The following is a 19,951-nucleotide window of genomic DNA, read 5'->3' on the forward strand; positions in this document are numbered from 1 at the left end:
GCTCAGGCACTCGCTTCACCGTGCCACGAGAGGAGTGTATTGAGGATACAAAGCCTGGAACGCCTGAACGGTGCAATCGGCGTCCTCCAATATCGCGCGACGCTGCGCTGCCCTGGCCAGTCCGAGCCGCAGTTCCTCATCGGCAAGCATGCGATGGATGGCGTTCGCCAATGCATCGCCGTCCCCGACGGGCACGGCCAGGGCCGCCGACGGCGACCACTCCGCGAAATGCCCGACCGCGGTACCGACCGCAGGCACGCCTGCCACCGCGGCTTCCAGCAGCACCAGTGGGCCGGCCTCGTGCAACGAAGACATCACCAGCAGATCGGCCGACTCCATGAGGGGGCGCAGTTCGCGCTGCGTCTTGAAGCCAAGGAAACTGACGCAGCGTTCCAACCCGAGTTGGCGGGCCAATTGCTGCATCTCGCCCTGCAGCGTGTCCATGCCGACGATATCCATCTGGAATTCCAGACCCGCTTCAAGCAAGGCCACCAGCGCCCGTAACAGGGTCGGTTGATCCTTGACGCGATTGAGGCTGGCGACGTGAATCAGCCGCGCCGGCCCTGCGCTGCGCTCACGCGGCGCCAGCGGTGGCCAGCGGTGCAAGTCCACACCAAGCGGCACGCGCCGGGCGTTGAGGCCAAGCGCCTGCAGCGAATCGATGATCGGCGCGCTGGCTGCGGTGATGGCATTGGCGCCGCGAAGTACGCACGCCTCTTGCAGCCGCCCTTTCCAGTTCTGTCGTCCGCCGTAGGCGATCTCGCGCAAGGCGACCAGCTCGCCGCCGGCGATATGCACCAGGCTCGGCAAGCGCAACGACTTCGCCGCGACGACGGCGATCAGGCTGCAAGCACCGGAAAAGATGGCATGAACCAGATCGAATGGCGCGCGTCGATGCTCCGCGCGGATCGCCGCGATCGCGCGCAGCCGGGTCCAGCCGTCGCCGATGTTGTGAATCGTGGCCCCGGCAAGCTCCCAGCGGCCCGCGGTCGGCTCCTGGCGCAGCGCGAAGACATGGACTTCGTGCGTCCGCGCCATCCGTTCGATCAGGGCCAGCAATGCCGGGATCACGCGATGGTCACCGGTACGATCCACGCCGCCCGGGATCACCAGCGCCAGCTTCATGGTGTCCTCCGACGCCGGTCGTCCTGGACCTGGGCGTAAGCGTCGGCCCACTGACGGCCCACGGCTGCGAATGACAGCGCGGCGTCGAAGTGCGCGCGCACTTGCGCCGAGGACGGCCTGTTCGCCACCGCATCGACCAGCGCATCGGCCAGCCGTGCCGCGTCGCCGCGGGGCCAAAGGTGACCGACGCGACTGCCACTGATCAACGCGCGGAAGGCGGGAATATCCGTGACTACCGGCGTCAAGCCACAGGCCAACGCCTCCAGTACGACATAGCCGCAGCTCTCGGTGAGGCTGCCCGAGACGAGCAGATCCGCCGCTCGCATGAGTGTTTCGACCTGCTCATGAGCGACCTTGCCGAGCAGGTGCACGCGTCCGCTGAGTCGGGGATCCTGTGCGACCCGAGCTTGCACCTCATTGAGCAGCGGCGCACTGCCGAACGCACACCACAGCTGCAGGTCGGGCAGCTGCAGCGTGGCCTTGGCCACACCCTCGAGCACGCTCAACGGGTCCTTGCCGGCGCTCAGGTGTCCCACCGAAAGCACGCATGGATCGCCGTAAAGACCCGTCTGCGTGCGCGCGTCGGCGCGACTCCCGGGGGTGAAACGGCTGCTCGATTCCGGTATCGCGAACAGCCGCGCGTTGGGCCCAAACAATCCCACGCGGGTGAAGCGTCGCGCCAGCTCGGACGCCGTGAAGGAGACGCCGTCAATGGCCGCATACCAGCGCCGCCACCGCGGCCGCCGCCACCAGCGCGGCGGCCCGTCGGCGTGGTCCTGCATGAGGATGGGCAGTTGTGGCTGGCACTGCGATATGGCGAAAGCGTCCCCGGCAAAGGCCAGGCTGTGCCCGTGCAACACGTCTGCCTTGAGCTCGGCGAGCAGACCGGCGTAACGGTGCCCCCGGCTTGCAGCCGCGTCCAGTCCCCTCACATCGATGAAGTGGTAGTCGATGCCGTTGCGCGTGATCAGCGCCTCGCGTGCCGCCGCCTGCACCACCGAAACCCGGGTTCCGCCACTGGCGACCACCTCGGCAATGTCCACCAGCGAGTGCCATTGCTCGAGCACCTCGGCCGGCGCAAGACGCTCCGGCGCAGGCAGGAAATTGATCTGCGCGACGTGCATGGCCGACGCCATCCTAAAGCCCCTCGACCTGCGGCGTGCGCAGGCGCACCAGGCGGTTGGCCAGCTCCAGTTCCCACGGCCGGTTGTACCGGCCGTAGCGATATCGCCAGCCGGCCATGGCGCTCAGGCCGCGCTTGGCCCAGGACGGCGAACGCAGGTCCTGCACGGTGGGATAGCGGCAGCGCAGCACGGTGACGAAGTCCTGGATACGCTGGCGCAACTTGTCGTCCAGCCAGGGCGCATCGGCGTGGCAGGTGTAGTTGACCCAACGTGGCTGCGCCCATTCTTCCGGCGTCGTCGGAAACACCACCGGTTCGCCGTTGAGGTCGAACAGCGGTTTCCCGGGGCGCTTGGCGCGATCCTGCTCGTGCCTGCTGATCTCCGGCAGCGGCGTGTAGATGTAGATGACGACTTCCGACTGCGGATTGATCCGCTTCAGCGTACGGATGAACTCGAACGTGTGCTCGGTCTCTTCTTCGGTATTTTCCGGCGGTGCGACCATGAAGGACAGCTCGGGGATCACGCCGTGGCGCCGGCACAGTTCGACCACCTCCATGGTCTGGTCCGGCCGCGTACCCTTGCGGATTTCCTTGAGCATCTGGCCGTTTGGTGACTCCGCGCCGATATACGCCATGCGTAGCCGACTCTTGCGCACCAGTTTCCACGCATGCTCCGACAGGTTCAGCAGCGCGTCCGAGCGGGCGAAGCACCACCAGGGCAGCTCGAATCTGGCCATCACTTCGAGCAGCGGAACCATGTCCTTTTCGCGATCGAAAAAGTTGTTGTCGAAGTACTGGACCGAGTCCGCACCGAGTTCGTGCTTGAGGTAGCTGAGGTCGCGTTCCAGTCGCTCCGCCGCGGGCAGCACAGTGGTGCCACCGAACATCGCGGCCACGCCGCAGAACGTGCAGCGGAAACGGCAACCCGTGGCCGCCTGGTGCGCGACGGTGCGTCGACCGAGATAGGTACGCGCCAGGTATCGACGAGGGTCACCGAGCTTGTGGTAGGGCAACACGAGTTCGGTGTCACCCAGGGTGAAGCGGCGGTTCGGATTGTGCACGATCGCGCCGTCGTGCTTCCACGACAGCCCACCGATCGTCGCCAGCTTCGCGTCGTCCTTGCGGCCTATCGCGGCGATCAGCTCCGGCAGCGATTCCTCGCCCTGCCCTCGGACCACGTAGTCGACGTAAGGCGCGCCCAGCGCCGCGTCCGTATTGAGCGTCGGGAAATAACCGCCCCAAACGATCGGCACCGCCGGAAAGCGCTGGCGAATGGCCGTGGAGACGGCGATGGCCGGAGCAAGTTGCGGACCGCCCATGACGCTGATGCCGACCGCGTCGAAGGGCGTCGCCTCCATCGCACGCAAGCTGTCGTCGATGAAATTGCGATCGACGTTGCCATCGACGATCTGGCTGCTGCCGGTTCGCTCCAACGCCGCCGACAGGTGCAAGAGAGACAACGGAAAGCGCGCGCTGCGACGCGACGTGATGGTGGGGTTGATCAGTAGGGTGCGCGGTCCATGGGTCATGGCGAGGGCCTGCAAATCGGAGTAGTCATGCTTCGCGCCGCAACTGGAAGACCAGGGCGACCGGAACCTCGAGCGCCCTGCGGTCGAAATGCGCACCAGCGGGGATGTCGGCCGGGTCGAGCATCGGCTCCAGCACCTGCTCGATGCGCAGCCCCTGCGCTGCGCAGGCCGCGTGCCAATGGCTGTACAGATGCTGCGTGTGCCGCACCGCGTAACGCTCGCCATCGGCCTTGAAATCACGCAACCAGCCAAGCGCATGCCCGATCGGATGCACGTCGCTGCACAGGATCCTGCCGTCGGGCCGGGTCACGCGGCGCAGCTCGGCCAGCGCCTGTTGCAGATTCCCGAGATGCCCGATGACCAGGCCACAGATCGTCAGGTTCGACCAGGCATCGGGCAGTGGTAGAGCATCCAGACGGCCTTGCAGCAAGGCGACCTCGGCCTTGGCGACCGGCTCGCGCGCACCTAGCTCGGCACGCGCCCGCTCCAGCATCTGCGGCGAAAGATCCACGCCAATCACGGATGCCGCACCGCGTCGCAGCGCATGCAACAGGTAGCGCCCGCTGCCGCATCCCGCGTCCAGCACGCGCCTACCCGCCAGCTCGGCAGGCATCAGGGTCAGCATGGCGCGCTCTTCGGCCTGCATCAGCGGATTGTGCGCGCGCGCCGGATACGCGGGCGCCCAAAGCGCGTAGGCCTCGGCAGCTTCGAGAATGGGCGTATCGGTCATCGGCAGTGTGCCTCGACGGTGAGGCCGCTCGTGCGCGCCTGACAGCAGGTGGCAAGCTCGAGTCCAGGTTCCATCGCGATCAACGCCGGGTCGGCCAGCGACTGCGCCAACAGCTTGGGCTTGCCATCCAGGATCACCGACACGGTGTCCACGCCGGCAGCCTGAAACCATTCGACGAAATCATGGTCCGCCATGCGGGGAACGCCATCGCGTATCACGGCGCGGATCTCGCTGCGCTGGATGCCGGCCAGGCTGTTCGCTTCGTCGCCGCCACGATCCTCGACGATGACCATGTCCGCCCGCGCTCCCGGCGCCAGACTGCCATGCTGCGGCAAGCGCAGAATGCGGGCGGCATGTGTCGTGGCCATGTCCACCAGTTGTGCCGGCGCGAGATCGCCCAAGGCCATCGCGCAACGCATTTCCTCGAGCAGGTCGCGTGAGCCGCTCAAGCGCGAATCGGTACCCAGGGCCAGCCGCCCCGCATCGAAGAGACGGCGCGGCGCTAGTGTCTTCCCGAGCAGGGCCAGATTGCTGGCCGGACACCAGACCACCGCCGCACCGGTGACCATGATGCGGGCGATGTCCTGCTCCCGCAGGCCCACGCCATGGATCAACACGCTGTTGGCCGCCAGGCAGCCGAGCTGATCCAGCGCGGCCAACTCCGCCTGGGCCGTCGCATCCGTGCCTTCGGCCAGATGGATCATCCACGGCCGTTCGACAGCGGTGGCGAGGAAGCTTTCGCGCACCGGCGGCCCGTAACCGGGCCACCCCAGCGCATAGCTCCAGCCGAAATCCCGCAGCAGGGCCACGGGAAAATCCGCGGCATCCAGCACCGGGTGCCAGGGATCATGGTGGGCTACACAGGTCGCGCCGGCGAGCAGATTCTTCAGGCCGCCGTGCCTGAGCCGCAAGGGCTTGGGCCACTGCAGCGCGGCGCTGACTTCAGGCTCCTCGAAATGCGGCCGGAACGCTTCGATCCATGCATAGCTGTTCGGGAAAGGTGCTCCGGCGTTCAAGGGCGGCACGGCGTTGACGTGCAGGTGATCGTGCGCATTGATCAGCCCGGGGAAGATCAGATGATCGCGAAGGTCGACCCGATAGCCCCATGCCGCAAGCGACGTGGCCACGTGTCCATGGCGGATCATCAGCGGCTCGCGCGACACACCTTCGGGCGTGATGGTGCCCGCGTGACACAGGCTGGTACTCGCGTTGGGCAGCAAGACATCCACGGACTTAACGCCGACGCATGACGATCAGGAAGTGATCGCCCATATTGCGCAACACCGGCAAGCCACCCAGGTGATCGTCGAGCCAGCCCAGCCGTTCGCACCAACGACGATGGCTGCGGTAGTAATCCACGAGGTAAGGCGGCGGCAGGAACAAACTCAGCGCCCGATAGTTCTCCAGCTCGAAGTGCTCGGCGAAGGCATGGTAGAACTCGCGTGGCAGGTAGTAATAGGTCCAGATGGTGTGCCGGTTCATGCCCACCGCCGTCGCACCGCGCCTGGTACGCACGGCCGCCCGCTTGAAACGACCTCGCAGCGCGTAATGAACCACTTCCCATGGACAGATCCGGCCGATGACTGACAACACCAGGCGCCCGTTCGGGCGCAGCAGGCGTGCGCACTCGGCCGCGATGGACTGCATTTCCGGCACACAATTGAACGGCCCGAAATTCGAGTAGATGCCGTCGAACTCGCCCTGCAGCCGATCGAGCTGGTGTATGCCAAGGTGCGTCGCCGTTACGTGGGACTCCAGCCCGGCAGCGGCCGCGCGAAACTTGGTCCGTCCCACCATCTGTGGCGACCAGTCCGTGGCGGCGACCTGATAGCCGCAGCGCGCGAACTCGATGGCGTCGATGCCGGTGCCACAACCCAGATCGAGCAGGCTCGATCCGGCCGGAATATGGTCGAGCACGCTTTCCCACAGGGAAACCCGCATGCGCTGGATAAGTTCGTTATTGCCACGCGGGCCATCGTAATCCGCCGCAACGCTGTCGAAGGCGCGCTGCGTATCCAGCAATTGGCTTTCGCCCAACGATGCTCCCCACGGACGCCGGCCGTCCATCCCGCTTGCCGGGTCCTGCTTATCGGCGCCGAAGCCGTGCTGCCCGCCCATTTCCATTCGCGCTCCACCGCCATGCCGTGCGTATCTGAACGTGAGTGCCACTAGGGATGGCTTTGGTTGAATGCCCTCTCACGAACGGCGCGCATCTCGTAGCTCCGTCGCAGCGCATTTCTCGCCACGGCAGCAAAAGCCCCGAGCCCCATCGCCGCCAGAATGCCCACGCCCCAGAACAGGCCGGGATTGGGGAATATCGGTCCCGCGGGCACATAGACGGGCCAGAGCAGCGACGTCTCGTACGTATAGCCCGCGCTGAGTCGGGTGAGCAGATCACTCCGCGTCGTCTGCAAGTTGCGGATTTCCTCGCCCCTGCTGGCGACGAGTACGCCGGCGAGCGACGAAGCCTGGCCGCTCTTGTCTCCGGCTTCTCCCCTGCCCGCGATCTGCAACAGCCGATCCCGCTCAGCCAGCGCGTCCTTCAGGTCGGCCTGCACCTCGTCCAGACGCGCACGCGCAAGGGCCAGCGTTGTCGCCTCCAGACCTTGGTGAACGATACGCAACTGGGCAACCGTGGCCTCGGCGAACTGGCGAGCCTGCTGCGCGGAGTCTGCGCGCACGGTCAAGCGGACCAGCGCACCCGCATATTGCACCTGATCGACCTTCAGGCTCCTGCGATAGAGCCCGGCCTCGCGGGAATCAACTGGCAGGCCGAGGCTGTGGATGACCTCGTCCTGAAACGCCTTCGTCTGCAATCGCTCGGCAACCCGTTGCAGTGGCTCAACCTTCGGGTCCTGCCCCTGGGGGACCTGGCCGACCTGGGCGATTTGTATCCACGCGGTCGCTTCCCACTGGCGCCTTGCCAGATGCATAAAGGCAAACGTGGCTGCCAGGACCAGCACCACCATGGCCAGCCACCACTTCCACTCGCGAACGAGGATTCGCCACATGTCGACCAGATAGATTTCGTCTCTTTCCATGGCATCGGACTCGTTCAAGGAATCAGGATGAGGGTTTTCCGGCATCCGCCGGCCGCACGGAGATGTTCGGTCCGAAACCTAGCGCCCGCCGGTTCGGCAGCAGCCCCGCAAAAGCCTGAAGCACGAGGCAAATGACGATGAAACCGACGTTCGTCCAGGTAAATGCCTGCGGAGCGAACGGCGACATCACGCAGACGTAGGACATGCGCAGGAAGATCAGCAGCGAAAACAGCGATACCCTGGGATACAGGCGCCGCACGCTCCAGCGCTGCACGACATAAAGCAGGACGATGGACATGATCGCGCCGAGCGGGCCGAGCGCGAGCAGGAACGGCAGGAACTCCGAGCCGACATTGATGTTCGATGCATCCAGCGGAATATCGGTGCCCGCCGTGGCGATTGAACCGCTCATGGGAACGAGCTGGTTGATGAGGAAGGTCGAGTTCGAATAGTGCTTGGCCAACAGGGAAGCAAAGTTGTACGGACCCGCGCTCGCATAGAGCACGAGCCACCTGACCCCCACGGGCGCCGAGCGATACAGATCGCTGAACGGCAGCGCCACGGTGTCCAGGGTTCCGGAGCGCAGAATGCCGAGCACCGAGAACACCGATGCCCCGATGATCGCCAACAGGGTAACGGTCACCCAGGGCAGGCGTTTCGCCGGGTCTCGGCGGAAGATGATCACCAGCGCCGTCGCGAACAGCGCCGCAAAGATCCGGTTGCGGTCAATCACCAGCACCGGGAAGGCAAAGCCGATCAAGATGAGTGCGTTGCGCAACCACTTGTTCCGGGTGCACAGCAGGCCGATGGGAGGAAGCACCCAGCACATATCGGAGATATGCCGAACATGCGCTCGTCCGCCTTCCATCTGGGCATACGACGCGGGCGCGTCGATCAAGGGAATCGGAAACAGGGTCAGGTCGAGCGCACAGAACACGATGATCAGGCCGGCAAATCCGAGCGCCAGCAAAGACTCGCGCGTCCCCAGGTAATTCCTGGCGCGAAACTGCGCCGCCGACGGCAACCTCAATCCAGAGAGCAAGTCGAACAACATGATGACCAGGGTGGTGACCAGCAGCAGCAGGATCCCCTCCAGGTAACCGGACGGAAGCTTGTAGGAGAGCAAGGTCATCCCACAGGCGAACAACATGGGCACGCCCAGATAGATCGACGGAATGCGCAGGAGTCGCCTCATGCTCCCTCCGCCAGATGCAGGGCGGCCCTCAGCTTGATCCTGGTGGTCACGACCAGGGACAAGTAGACCAGGAGGTGAAACGCGAGTGGCCACAGTCGCCGCTGTAGAAACGAGATCTTGGCGCCGATGAAGTGCGACTGCGCCTTGAGCAAGGTGCGATAGGGGTCGCTGAACAGCGGCACCCTGCGCAAGGCCACGCTTTGCGATTCGAGCAGGTTGAGGATCCTGGCCCGAGTGTCGCGCGTCCTGCTCAGGTTCGAACTGTGCAGGCGATACGCACAGACACAGACGTCGATGAAGCCGATCGCATCATGCGATGCCAGGCGCAGGAAGAAATCCCAGTCATCAATGCGCAGGCTCTCGTTCCACCCCGCGACCGTTTCCAGTGAGCGCTTGCGAATCAGCGCCACCGGACCTCCGATCGCCCAGTGGCTGATGACCGCCAGACGGATGCCTTCGTCGGACTGATACAGGCCCTTATTCGCGTGGTGCAGGTCGCACATGCCACTGTCAAACAGCTTCCTGCCGTCCTGATCGATCACCACCGAATCGCCGATCACCGCCCACTTGCGTGGGTGTTCGAGCAAGTAGTCCACCTGCGCATCGAGCCCGCCGGGCAGCAGATAGTCGTCGCTGGCGCCGAGCCGCAGGAATTCCCCATGGGCGCGCGCGGCCAGTTCATTCATGGTCGCGGCAATGCCGCGGTTGTCCCGGCGTACGTATTCAATCGGTATCTCTTCGCGATGCTGGTCGATCCATTCGGCGATCCGCTCACCGGTCCCGTCGGTCGATCCATCATCGATGATGACGAGCTCCTTGGCCTCATACGGATCTTCAAGCACGCTATCGAGGCAGCGCTTCACGAAACGCTCATGGTTGAACGCGGGTATCAGCACCGACACCAGGGGCGTCGGCGTGATTCTTATCGGTAATCCGCCGACCATTGCTCCAACCCTCCGAGATAGCGGCGCGCGACCACGATATTGAAAACGAGGTAGAGGAAATAATTCGTGGAGAACGCGTAGATCGCCCCCACCAGACCGAAATGCGCGGTGAACGCATAGACCAGCACGAGATAGCTGGCCGCGAAGACGCATTCGGAAATGATGAAAAGCCGCGTCATGGCCTTGGCCAGCATGAGATAGGAAAGGACGAATGACGCGATCTTGATGACGTCGCCAACCAGCTGTGGACCGTACAGTTCGTTGGCCTGCGAGAACTCGCCGCTGAACAGCAGGAGCGTCACCCAGGTCCGCAGGACGTAGACCGCCAGCGCCAGGCCCATCACCAGGGGCAGCAGGAAGCGGTAGGCATGGCGTAGTTCGAGCATCAGCGATGCCCGGTCATTGATCGACGCGAGTTTCGGCAGATAGTAGATATTGATGGCGGATGTAATGAACAGCAGGTAGGCGTCGGACACCTTGCTCACGGCCTGCCAGTAACCCACATGCTGCCAGCCAAAGGCGCCGACGAGATGGTCGCGTACCGCGATATTGACCAGGGGCGGCAACAGGGCGGAGGTGAGCGTCATGGTCGAGAACGCGGCGAGCCGCGTGACCATTTCACGATCAAAGCGCACCCGCAGCATGCTGCGCTTGAAGTACGGGCTCCTCCACCACATCGGCAGACCAACCGCCAGCCATAGCGTCTGCCCCAGCACCAGGGCGAGCAGCGCCCCTTCCAGACTCAGCCACTGCGAAAGCCACACCACCATCGCGATATTGAGCGCGGAGCCGGCGATCTGGACGAGAGCGAGGCGGCGCACGTCCATGAAGCCATTGATGACGGCAATGATGTAGTTGGCCAAGGCGATGCCCAATTGGGCCACGGCGAGCACACGGATCAGGGCCGCATAGCGAGCATCGCCGAGCAGCCACTGCGCCATCTGCGTGCTGAACAGCAAGGTGGCGGCGCCGATCACCAGCGAGGCGCCCAGCGCATACCACAGTGCCGCGCCCAGCAGCCGCGCCAGGCGTTGCGCGTCGTCACGGTATTCCGCCACATACTTGACCACGCCAGCCCCTATGCCGCCTCCGGCAAAAACCGCGAGCAGCGACATCAGGCTCATGAACTGACCCAGCTTGCCGACGCCCTCCGGCCCGGCGAACGAGGCCACCAGCTTGACCACGACCAGCCCGGCCAGCAGGCGCGCGCCGGTGGAGGCGGCCGTATAAAAGCTGGCGCGTGCGATGCTCATGGCGAGCACCCGAATGCCCGGCAGGCCTGGATCACCTGCTCCACCGCGTCGCCGGCCAAGGTTGGCCCGATCGGAAGGCTAAGCACCTCGCGATGCAGTCGGTCCGTCAGGGGCAGATGGATCCCCTGCAACATCGGGTACGCCGGCTGCAGGTGCGGCGGTACGGGGTAATGCACCTGGCTCTGGATGCCGCGAGCCCGTAAATGGCGTTGCAGCGCATCGCGCTGGGAACTGCGCACGACGAAAAGATGCCAGACATGCTGCTCTTCCTGCACCACCTCGGGAAGCAGGATGTCGGGCTGACGGATCGCCTCGCGATAGCGTCGCGCCACCAGGCGGCGCCTCTGGATATCCTCGTCCAGATACTTCAGCTTCACGCGCAGCATGGCCGCCTGCATCTCGTCGAGTCGCGAATTCACACCGCGAAACGGATGGTGATACTTCACGTCCGAGCCGTAATTGCGCAGTGCCGCCACGCGCGCGGCAAGTGCTGCGTCGTCGGTGACCACCGCGCCGCCATCGCCCAGGGCGCCAAGGTTCTTGGTGGGAAAAAAGCTGAAGCCAGCAGCATCCCCGAAGGAACCGGCCCTGCGCCCCTCTCTTATGGCGCCGTGCGCCTGCGCCGCGTCCTCGATCAGCAGCAAGCCATGCTGCTTGGCCACCGCAGCCAGGCCAGGCATGTCGGCCAGCTGGCCATACAGGTGCACGGCCATGATCGCGCGCGTCCGTGGGCCGATGGCGTCCTTCAGACGCGCCGGATCGATGTTGAATGTCGCAGGATCCGGCTCGACCGGAACGGGCACCAAGCGGTTCTCGGTGATGGCAAGAAAGCTCGCAATGAAGGTGTTGCCCGGAACAAGGATCTCATCACCTTCTTCCAGCGCCCCCAGCTCCTTGTAGCCGCGCAGGATAAGTGACAACGCATCCAGGCCGTTGCCTACGCCCACGGCATGACGGACGCCGCAGTAAGCGGCGAACTCCTGCTCGAAGGCAGCGACCTCCTCGCCAAGGATGTACCAGCCGGAATCGATGACTCGCGCGGCCGCCGCCTTCAGCTCGTCGGCATAGCGCGCATTCAACTCCCTCAGGTTCAGGAATGGCACGTCCATCACAGCGCCCATTCGTAGAAGTCGTGCACCACGCCGCGCGCCCCGAAATACTCCTTCTGCGTGATCAGGCCGCCATTCAGCGCCTTTCCTTCCTGCTCGGTGGAAATGCCAAGGGAAAAGTAATGCCGGCTGGCATAGAGCTCGATCAGCTCGGCCAGCAGCAGGTTCAGCGCATTCACGCGCCTGCCCTCTTCCGACGCCGCCAGGTACTGGGTGTGCACGCCACGGCCGAAGTCGTAGACGACGGCCCCGGCCAGCAATTCATCGCCACGTCGCGCATCGTAAAGCAGGATCTGCCGCGGAAAGCGCGCCTGCAGCAAACGCAGCTCGTCCAGGCTGTGGGTAGGCACCGCGTCGTGCTTGCACAACACCTCGGAAAGCAGGGCGTGGAAGCCTGCCAGGTCGCTGCTCGCCTGCACTTGCAGGCCAGCCTTTCTTGCCTTGTTGACCGCGCGACGGCGTCCGTCCGTGAAGCAAAAGGATTCCTGTAACGCGATGATCGAGGAAATGTCGCGCCGCTTCAGGCGCGCACCGAGTCGATGCAACGCGTAGAGATCCTCATCCGCCGGATACGCGTGAAAAACGTGGGGGACGGCCTTGTAGATCACGCTATCCATGCCTAGCGCGCGGTAAATCTCGCCGATCGACTCGAACAGGGAAAGCGTCGATTCGGCACGCAATGCCTGCGTGCTGATGAGGCCGGCATAGGTGAGGCCGCCGTGGCTCACCACCGTCTTGCCCAGAACATGCGCGGGAAAGACCGCCACGGGCTCGCCGTGGCGTTCAACCATGAGCGAGCGGTCGGCAAAGCGGTGGGCGTGATAGTCCATATAGCCCCGCTGATGCAGCAATACGCCGTTGCGCGATTGCTCGACGACGGCGTCCCAGGCACCCGCGTCCGCCGGCACGTAAGGCCTAACCGCAAGCACGAATGCCTCCTTCGACCTGCGTCTGCGATGCTTCGGCGACACCGAAGCCGTCCAGCCCCATGTCATTGCCGTTGTAGAACATCAGGAATTTATCGCGCTGCCGAATCAGCGCCGGATAGCAGATGACCCGCGAGTCCCATCCGCTGGACGACAATGAAAGACCCAGCGCCTCATCATGGCGCTCCCAGTGCACGCCGTCGGCACTGTACGCGAGCCCTGGAAAATACTCCCCGGTGACATTGCCCCGCGTGAAGTACATGACGTAACCGCTGCCCATGCGATAGACGCGTGGACGGCCGATCCGGTATTCGCTGCCACGCGGGCGCAGGCACACGACATCATCCCGCGGGATAGCCGCAAGATCGTCCGTCTCCACGTAACGAATATGGTAACGCGGGAACGGTTGTCCGCCGATGTATTCCCAGTCGTCGCCAACCGCATACCACAGACGCCATCGACTCCCCTCGCGAATCACCGAATGAACGGCAGCAATGGTGCTCCGTCCCGGCGCCCGGTCGAGAATCGGGGTTTCCTGAGTTCGCAGAAAGCTTTCACCGCCATCGCGCGAAATCGCCAGGCCGGTGAATGCCAGGAACTTGGCCTTGGCCACCCGCTGAAAGCCGACGTAGAACATGTGCAGGCCGTCCGCGGCTTCGACGACATCGCCAAGAATCATCCCGTTGTCGTCGAAGCAGCCATCCCTGCCAAGCTCGATGACCGGCTCTTGGCTCACCCGGACGACGGTCGACGGCTCGTCAGCGCGAACGTCCACATAACCGATACGGCTGACGCCGTCGCCGTCGCGAAACCCTGCGTACACGCGTATGAGTTGCTCACTGATGCGAAAGGGGGTCGGTGTAAGCGCCGAGTGACGCATCCAGCCGCCCACGCTGCGCTTGGCCGTGTCGAATACCAGGCCTTTCTTGGTCCAGTCATTCATCGCCCCTCATAGCCTCACATCGAAACTGGAGCGATCGGGGACCGCATGCGCGGGGGAACCGACATAGACCCTCCCAGGCTCGGTGTCGCGCGTCACCAGCGCCCCGGCACCGATCACATTGTCGCTGGCGATCCTGACGTGATCGTTGAAGGTGGTGTTGACCCCGATGAAGCTGCTGTCACCGATCTCGCAATATCCGGAGATGACCGCGTGCGACGCCACGAACACATGGTCCTGCACGACCGTGCGATGCCCCACATGGTTGCCGCTCCATAGCACGCAGTTGTTGCCAATGCGAACGAAGGGCTGGATGACATTGTTCTCGAAGATGAAGCTGTTCTCGCCGATCTGCGCATTGCGCCAGACAAAGGCGTGTGAACTGACGTACGTCGCGATCCGATAGCCCCTGCTCTTCGCATCCAGGTAGAAGCGCGTGCGCAGCCGGTTGAGCTGGCTCGCCGGTATCGCAACGAATACCGCGAAGTTCGCCGGGGGGTAGAGTGCCGGGAGGTCCTCGTAGGCCACCACGGGTCGATCGGCGAGTGTCGGCTGCGTAAGATACTTTTGCTCGACGCTGAAGGCGACGACGTCGTAAGCGCTGTCGTGCTCGAAATATTCGCAGGCAATCTGTGCGAACTCACCAGCACCTACGATCACTAGAGGCCCTGGCATGCTGGCACTTCCGCCTGGTACGCGCCGCTGTGCACCTCGCGCAGGAAAACATCGTAGTCCGTGATGTAATCCGCCGGATCGTAGAACTGGTCAGCCAGGACCATCAGGACGCAGTCCTGGGTGAAATCGTACATCTCTCGCCACACCATGCGGCGCAACAACAGGCCTTGCGATGGATCGTCGAGCACGACCTTGCAGGGTCCGCTGCCGTCGTCCAAAAGGAAGGTGACGGAGCCGCGCACGGTCACTGCCAGTTGATTCAGGTTGCGATGAGCGTGCATGCCACGGTGCACATCGCATTTGGTGGAGAACAGGTAGTACACGCGCCGAATGTCGAACGGCACGTTGAGGTCTTTCTCAAGCGAAATAAGCATGCCGCGATCGTCGCCATGCATCTGCAATTGGATTCGCTCGATTTCCATATTCCAGGGCCGGCTTGTGGATTCTTAACGCGATCAACTTTCCCTTGGGTGCCATCTGGCTGGTGAAAGGTTGCATCGAAAGATCGGACCTTGATAATGAGTGCTGCGCCAAAGCCGTCCGGCACCACGCTGGAGGTGCGAGCTACATCTGGCACCGCGCGACCACCCGTGGACCGACGTCACCAGCTGCTGAGGTAAGCCGACAGCGCCTGTATGTCGTCGTCACTCAGCGTCTGCGCCACGCCATGCATCACCCTTGCATTGCTGTTGCCAGCGCGCGTGCCGCGCTTGAAGTCGCCCAGTTGCTTGGTGAGATACAGGCCGGACTGGCCACGCAGATGGGGAAACGTCGCCCATGGTGGTTGCGGCGCAGCGCTTGGATGCGGCTGCGGACCGAGGCCCGCCGGCCCGTGGCAAGCCTGGCAGGGTGGGATGCCGCGTGCCGGGTCGCCAGCCCGATACAACTGTGCACCACGCGAGCTGGCGTCGCCCTTTCCCGCCGGTTTCGGCGGCAGCGTGGCGTAGTAGCTGGCCAGGTTGCGCATATCGTCGTCAGTCAAGGTCGCGGCCTGGCCCGTCATCACCGGATCCTTGCGCTGGCCATCATGGAACTCCTTCAACTGTACATAGAGATAGCTTGCCGATTGCCCCGCCAGATGGGGAAAGTTCGGTGCGATCGCCACACCCTGCGGGCCATGACAGGCCAGGCACACCGCGGTCTTGGCGGCGCCGGCCTTGGCATCGCCGCTGATCGGGTGCATGCGACGCAGATCCTGCACGCTCGGCGGCGCGGCCGACGTGCTGGCCGCTGGCGCCTCGGCCGCAACGTCAAGCACGACGGTGGACATCAGCAGGCAAACCCACAGGAGAGGGGTGCGATGCGTCATCACGGCTCCTACAACTTCAGGTTCAACATGACACCGACCAGACTCGCGTTGTAATGCAGCTGGCCACCCTTGTCGGTATAGAGGCGGTGGTCATAGACGAGTGTGTTGTTCAGTCCCAGATAATGCCAGTCGCTGAAGGCGCCGGTTTCATAGCGGCCGTAGAGGCGTACACCGACATTGCTGGTGACGCGAAAGCTCAGGCCCATGTCGAGCGTATTGGTCCTGTATTTGTCGTCGGGAAAGCCTTGGTTGGAGGCGGCGACGCTGGCGGCATCGCGGAAGGCCAGCGCACCGATGGTCGCGTAGTTGTAGCCGACATGGCCGACCGAGCCGGTATAGTTGTAGCTGAGGTCGGCACGCACCCGGCCAAAGTCGTGACTGAAGGTGAGCCCGGCATTGCGATTGGTTTCGCTGTCGTACTCCCACCATTGATTCGCATACGGATAAAACGGGCCACCGAGGTTGGGGTTGGTTTGGCCGATACTGCCGTAGATTTTTCCGTTGTCGACAGAGTCCGCATCGTTGACGTTGGCGATGCCCATGCGCGAGCCTTCCACCCCGAGGTAACCGTTCATCGTGGTCTTCGGGCTGGGCTGCCAATCCCACTGCAGGGTGGCGCCGGTCGTCCTGGTGCTCTGCCGCCCGATCAGCGCGTCGTAGTTGTCACGATTGCCGTAGAACGTGGCCGAGATCGTGGCCGATTCGCCCAGGGGATGGGTGACGATCAGGCGTGCCTTGCTTTCCGTCCGATTGGACAGGTCGTACATGCGCATGTCGGCGACGGTGTAAGCCGGCAAGCCCACGGCCGGCGTGACGAAGCCGGGAAGCGATTGCGAATAGAACGGCACGTACGGATCGTAGTTGTACTGATCGCCGTCTCGCCTGGCGTATTCCCAGCTCAGCCGTATGGTGGCTCCCACGACATCGCGACTGACCCAGGCCAACTTGAAGCGCTGGTCATCGACGCGATTGCGCTCGCGATACTTCGGCTCGTTGCGGTCATAGGTGTAGGTAACGCCGAGCGAGGTCTTATGGCTCAGTTGCCAGTCGGCGCCCAACTCAAGCACCGCATCGGTATAGCTGACGGGCACGTTGCGTACAGGAACGCTGTTCGATGCATACAGTGGGTTGTTCGGGTCGAAGAAGCCGGTTTGGCCAGGCACCACGGTGCCTTGCGAGCCGTTCTCAGAGATGAAACCGTATTGACCGGTGAGCGGGTTGTAGGCCAGGTAGCGAGTCTTGTCGTCCTCGCGATACCAGCGCAGGCCGGCATGCCAGCCGAACGCCTGGTTGGGATGAAAGGTGGCCCGGGCATCGAGTAGGCCGGTGTCGATACGCGCATTCGCACTGGGTTCGGACAGCGCCGCCGTGGTGTTCCAGTTCGCGCACGGAAACGTATAGTTCGCCGTTGGCGAAATGTAGACACCACCAGTACCGGTGCAGTTGGTCGGCGGCAGCAGCGCGTCGTTCTGGCGCATCGTTCCCCACGCCCCGGCCACCGTGAGCTGCCCGTTCCACTTCAGCTCGCGCGACAAGTCCAGTCGCACATTGTGATAGTCGTTGTTCGGCTCCAGCGAGAACTGGCCAGTCGTGATGTTGGCTACCTGCGGCACGCCGACCACGTTGGACAAGGCAAACGGGCTCTGGAAGTCCAGGTAGTCCTTGTGATTGCGGAAGAATGAGCCGTTGTAGGTCGCCAGGAAGTGCCAGACCTTGCCGACATTGCGCAGGCTGAGATTGATATCGGTAGTGCGGAAGTCGATGGGCCGCACCGTCTCCAGAATGCCGCCGTTGTCGGGGAATGAGTAATTGAAGAACATCGAGCCGCCCCATAGACGCGTGCCCGTGCGCTTCTCGTTGGTGATACCGGCCGAAGCGATCCAGTTCTGATACACCACGCCCTCGTAGCTAAGCCCTTCGCGCGTGCGCTTGAGCCCGATGTTGTGCTCGGGCGTGACGGCCGACACGGCCGCCACTTGCGCCGGCGTGCTCCCGCCGGGGACCAGCGACGGGGGCAAGGTCAGGTTGGTCGTGCCGACACCATTCCAGATCGGGTAGGCGTTGGTCGACACGGTATGCGGCATGTCGCGGTAGAAGGCCTCGATCCGATAGCTGCCATATTGGCCGGCACGCAGGCGATAGAACTGGTCGTCCGCGCTGAGGTGGTTGCCGCGGAATTCGACGTATTCGCCGGTCTTCGGATTCCAGAAATTCAGCGCGAGCAGGCCCAAGACCGGTCCGCTGCGCCAGTCGGCGTACTGGCGAAAATACTCGGCGTTGCGGTCGCCGCCGACATGCAGGTAACCGAATTCGATCTCGCCGTTGTAAAGCCAATCGCCCTGCCCCACCGGTTTGCCCGCATTGACCATGGGCGGATACGGATAAAGATTGCCGGTGGGCGTACGCAGCATGCCGGCGTGCAGCAGGGACATGCCGTCCGGGTCGGCCGGTTGCAACATCGGGGTCCAGCCAAGCGGATCGAGTGCATTGCCAAACTGCGTGTCGCCCACGCGCATGGTGTCGCTGGTATCTCCCGCCAGCACGTCCTGCATGCCGCACAGGCCCAGCAGCAGGCTCAAGGTCAAGACGGTCGGCGTGGTGCGATTTTGCTTCAGCGCAAGCATCGTCCTCCTCCGTCACTCGTGGAACTTCGGTCCGGAAGGATTGTTCGAGCCATGGATATTGCTGTGGCAGGTCAGGCAGCCGCGCCCAATGATCCTCTCGTCCGGATGCGGGCCGGTGCCGAGCCCGGCCGGCGTCTGCAAATCATTCGGGTGCAACGTCATGGTGTGGCACTGCTGACACAGCATCGGGATCGGCGCGACCAGCAGGGTCTGCTGGTTGGAGCCGTGCACGTCGTGGCAATTGAGGCAGTTCTCGCGCACCGGTGCGTGCTCGAACAGGAACGGCCCGCGCTTCTCGGCGTGGCAGGTGTAGCAGGTTTCATTGACCGTATCGGTTTTCAGCAGCGGCTTGGTGATGCTGCCGTGCGGGTTGTGGCAGTCGGTGCAGGCCATCTGGCCTTCCGGCAATGGCATGTGCGAGCGACGGTTGAACTTGGCGCGGATGTCTTGATGGCAGCTCGCACAGACCTCGTTGATCGACGAGGCCGCCAGCAGGCCTTCCGGCGAAAGCCGTGTCATCGGATTGTGGCAATCGCTGCAGGACAGCCCGCGGTTCTCATGGACAGAGCCAACCCAGTGCTGGCGTGCACCACCGGCATGACAGCCCAGGCACACACCAGCCTGGACTCGCGGCGGCGTCTTCGATTCATGGGTATACGCGATGATCGAACCCGGCGCGGTGGGATCCTTGGCATGCACGGAGCCGGGGCCGTGGCAGGTTTCACAGGCGGCCTGCGGACCGCTGTTGGCCGCGCCAGCGCGGAACGAGATCACGTGCAGGCTGTGCGAGGCCTGGATGTTTTCCTGCGCGTGACAGGCCACGCAGGTCTTCGCACCAATCGCGTCGGCGTTCGGCGCCAGCGGGTTGACTGGAATCGGCGCGGCATCGAACGGCGTGGCCGGGCTGTCGCTTACTGGCGCAAGGTGTGGATCTTTTTGACGTGCAGCATTGGCCCCCATGTCGGTGGCCGGCAGCATTCGCGCGATATCGCCCTGGCTCAGTCCGCTGGAGGCGCTGTGCTGGACATCGGGGGGAGCGGCGCTGCTCGCCGCCGCCTGCTGGGCCTGCGCGCCAGGCGGGCTCAGCAACATGCCCGCGACGATCAGCATCACACTCAGCAAGGCGGCGCAACACAGCGAAACTAAACGCATGGCTTGGAGCCCCTTGGCTATCGCTGACACTCGATCGCTATCGACTTGAACTGCCTGCACGCCAATGCACCCAATGAATGGCGGCCACGCGTGCTGTTAGTGCCCGCATGGTGCCCTTTGGTTGCGGCAGGCTTCGGGCTTGATCGAAGCGCTGATGGGCAAGTGAAGATCAGCTGCCCAGGCGATCCTGTCGAAGGCGCGAGCCGGTGGCGTGTCAGGGCCGGGGAATGACTGGGGAGCCTTGGTCGCGCTCTCGGTGCCTAGAAACGTTTCATG

18 protein-coding genes are annotated in these 19,951 nt (G+C 63.8%); all 18 read right to left on the bottom strand.

What is annotated here, in order from left to right:
* Positions 1 to 15 precede the first annotated feature (15 nt).
* The 18 genes from OUZ49_RS09500 to OUZ49_RS09585 all read right to left on the bottom strand — a co-directional run bounded on the left by OUZ49_RS09500 (position 16) and on the right by OUZ49_RS09585 (position 19,675).
* Positions 16 to 1,125 (bottom strand): glycosyltransferase family 4 protein, encoded by a 1,110-nt coding sequence (locus OUZ49_RS09500; protein WP_266150138.1) that lies wholly within the window; start codon positions 1,123 to 1,125, stop codon positions 16 to 18.
* Entirely contained in the window at positions 1,122 to 2,249 is a 1,128-nt protein-coding gene (locus tag OUZ49_RS09505) for a glycosyltransferase family 4 protein (RefSeq protein ID WP_266150139.1), read from the bottom strand. The genes OUZ49_RS09500 and OUZ49_RS09505 overlap by 4 nt, the downstream gene beginning before the upstream one ends.
* Before the next feature lie 13 nt (positions 2,250 to 2,262).
* A complete protein-coding gene (locus OUZ49_RS09510) occupies positions 2,263 to 3,777 on the bottom strand; it encodes a B12-binding domain-containing radical SAM protein (RefSeq protein ID WP_266150140.1) in 1,515 nt (504 codons plus the stop codon).
* Positions 3,778 to 3,802: 25 nt separating this feature from the next.
* Entirely contained in the window at positions 3,803 to 4,507 is a 705-nt protein-coding gene (locus OUZ49_RS09515; RefSeq protein WP_266150141.1) for a class I SAM-dependent methyltransferase, read from the bottom strand.
* Positions 4,504 to 5,724: an amidohydrolase family protein gene (locus OUZ49_RS09520; RefSeq protein ID WP_380004644.1), complete on the bottom strand. Its 1,221-nt coding sequence runs from the start codon at positions 5,722 to 5,724 to the stop codon at positions 4,504 to 4,506. Before OUZ49_RS09520 ends, OUZ49_RS09515 begins: the two co-directional genes overlap by 4 nt.
* Before the next feature lie 16 nt (positions 5,725 to 5,740).
* Positions 5,741 to 6,574: a class I SAM-dependent methyltransferase gene (locus OUZ49_RS09525; protein WP_266150426.1), complete on the bottom strand. Its 834-nt coding sequence runs from the start codon at positions 6,572 to 6,574 to the stop codon at positions 5,741 to 5,743.
* A gap of 101 nt (positions 6,575 to 6,675) precedes the next feature.
* Positions 6,676 to 7,548 (bottom strand): Wzz/FepE/Etk N-terminal domain-containing protein, encoded by an 873-nt coding sequence (locus tag OUZ49_RS09530; protein ID WP_266150142.1) that lies wholly within the window; start codon positions 7,546 to 7,548, stop codon positions 6,676 to 6,678.
* Between the two features lie 22 nt (positions 7,549 to 7,570).
* On the bottom strand, positions 7,571 to 8,743 hold the full coding sequence (locus OUZ49_RS09535) for a hypothetical protein (protein ID WP_266150143.1): 1,173 nt from the start codon (positions 8,741 to 8,743) through the stop codon (positions 7,571 to 7,573).
* Positions 8,740 to 9,687: a glycosyltransferase gene (locus OUZ49_RS09540; protein ID WP_266150144.1), complete on the bottom strand. Its 948-nt coding sequence runs from the start codon at positions 9,685 to 9,687 to the stop codon at positions 8,740 to 8,742. The genes OUZ49_RS09535 and OUZ49_RS09540 overlap by 4 nt, the downstream gene beginning before the upstream one ends.
* Positions 9,666 to 10,940, bottom strand: a complete 1,275-nt coding sequence (locus tag OUZ49_RS09545) for an O-antigen translocase (protein WP_266150146.1) — start codon at positions 10,938 to 10,940, stop codon at positions 9,666 to 9,668. The genes OUZ49_RS09540 and OUZ49_RS09545 overlap by 22 nt, the downstream gene beginning before the upstream one ends.
* Positions 10,937 to 12,049, bottom strand: coding sequence for a DegT/DnrJ/EryC1/StrS family aminotransferase (locus OUZ49_RS09550; protein WP_266150147.1), 1,113 nt, complete (start codon positions 12,047 to 12,049; stop codon positions 10,937 to 10,939). The genes OUZ49_RS09545 and OUZ49_RS09550 overlap by 4 nt, the downstream gene beginning before the upstream one ends.
* Complete coding sequence (locus OUZ49_RS09555) at positions 12,049 to 12,978, bottom strand: GNAT family N-acetyltransferase (protein ID WP_266150148.1); 930 nt, start codon at positions 12,976 to 12,978, stop codon at positions 12,049 to 12,051. The genes OUZ49_RS09550 and OUZ49_RS09555 overlap by 1 nt, the downstream gene beginning before the upstream one ends.
* Positions 12,965 to 13,918, bottom strand: a complete 954-nt coding sequence (locus OUZ49_RS09560; protein WP_266150149.1) for a glycoside hydrolase family protein — start codon at positions 13,916 to 13,918, stop codon at positions 12,965 to 12,967. Before OUZ49_RS09560 ends, OUZ49_RS09555 begins: the two co-directional genes overlap by 14 nt.
* A 6-nt stretch (positions 13,919 to 13,924) precedes the next feature.
* On the bottom strand, positions 13,925 to 14,590 hold the full coding sequence (locus OUZ49_RS09565) for an acetyltransferase (RefSeq protein WP_266150150.1): 666 nt from the start codon (positions 14,588 to 14,590) through the stop codon (positions 13,925 to 13,927).
* The gene (locus OUZ49_RS09570) at positions 14,575 to 15,012 is read right to left on the bottom strand and encodes a sugar 3,4-ketoisomerase (protein ID WP_266150151.1); all 438 of its coding nucleotides are present in this window, start codon (positions 15,010 to 15,012) and stop codon (positions 14,575 to 14,577) included. Before OUZ49_RS09570 ends, OUZ49_RS09565 begins: the two co-directional genes overlap by 16 nt.
* A 179-nt stretch (positions 15,013 to 15,191) precedes the next feature.
* On the bottom strand, positions 15,192 to 15,899 hold the full coding sequence (locus OUZ49_RS09575) for a c-type cytochrome (protein ID WP_266150152.1): 708 nt from the start codon (positions 15,897 to 15,899) through the stop codon (positions 15,192 to 15,194).
* A gap of 8 nt (positions 15,900 to 15,907) precedes the next feature.
* Positions 15,908 to 18,523, bottom strand: coding sequence for an MtrB/PioB family outer membrane beta-barrel protein (locus OUZ49_RS09580; protein ID WP_266150153.1), 2,616 nt, complete (start codon positions 18,521 to 18,523; stop codon positions 15,908 to 15,910).
* Between the two features lie 12 nt (positions 18,524 to 18,535).
* Positions 18,536 to 19,675 (bottom strand): DmsE family decaheme c-type cytochrome, encoded by a 1,140-nt coding sequence (locus OUZ49_RS09585; protein ID WP_266150154.1) that lies wholly within the window; start codon positions 19,673 to 19,675, stop codon positions 18,536 to 18,538.
* Positions 19,676 to 19,951: the final 276 nt, after the last annotated feature.

Source organism: Dyella halodurans, from assembly GCF_026283925.1.
In the GTDB taxonomy this organism is placed as follows: Bacteria; Pseudomonadota; Gammaproteobacteria; order Xanthomonadales; family Rhodanobacteraceae; genus Dyella; species Dyella halodurans.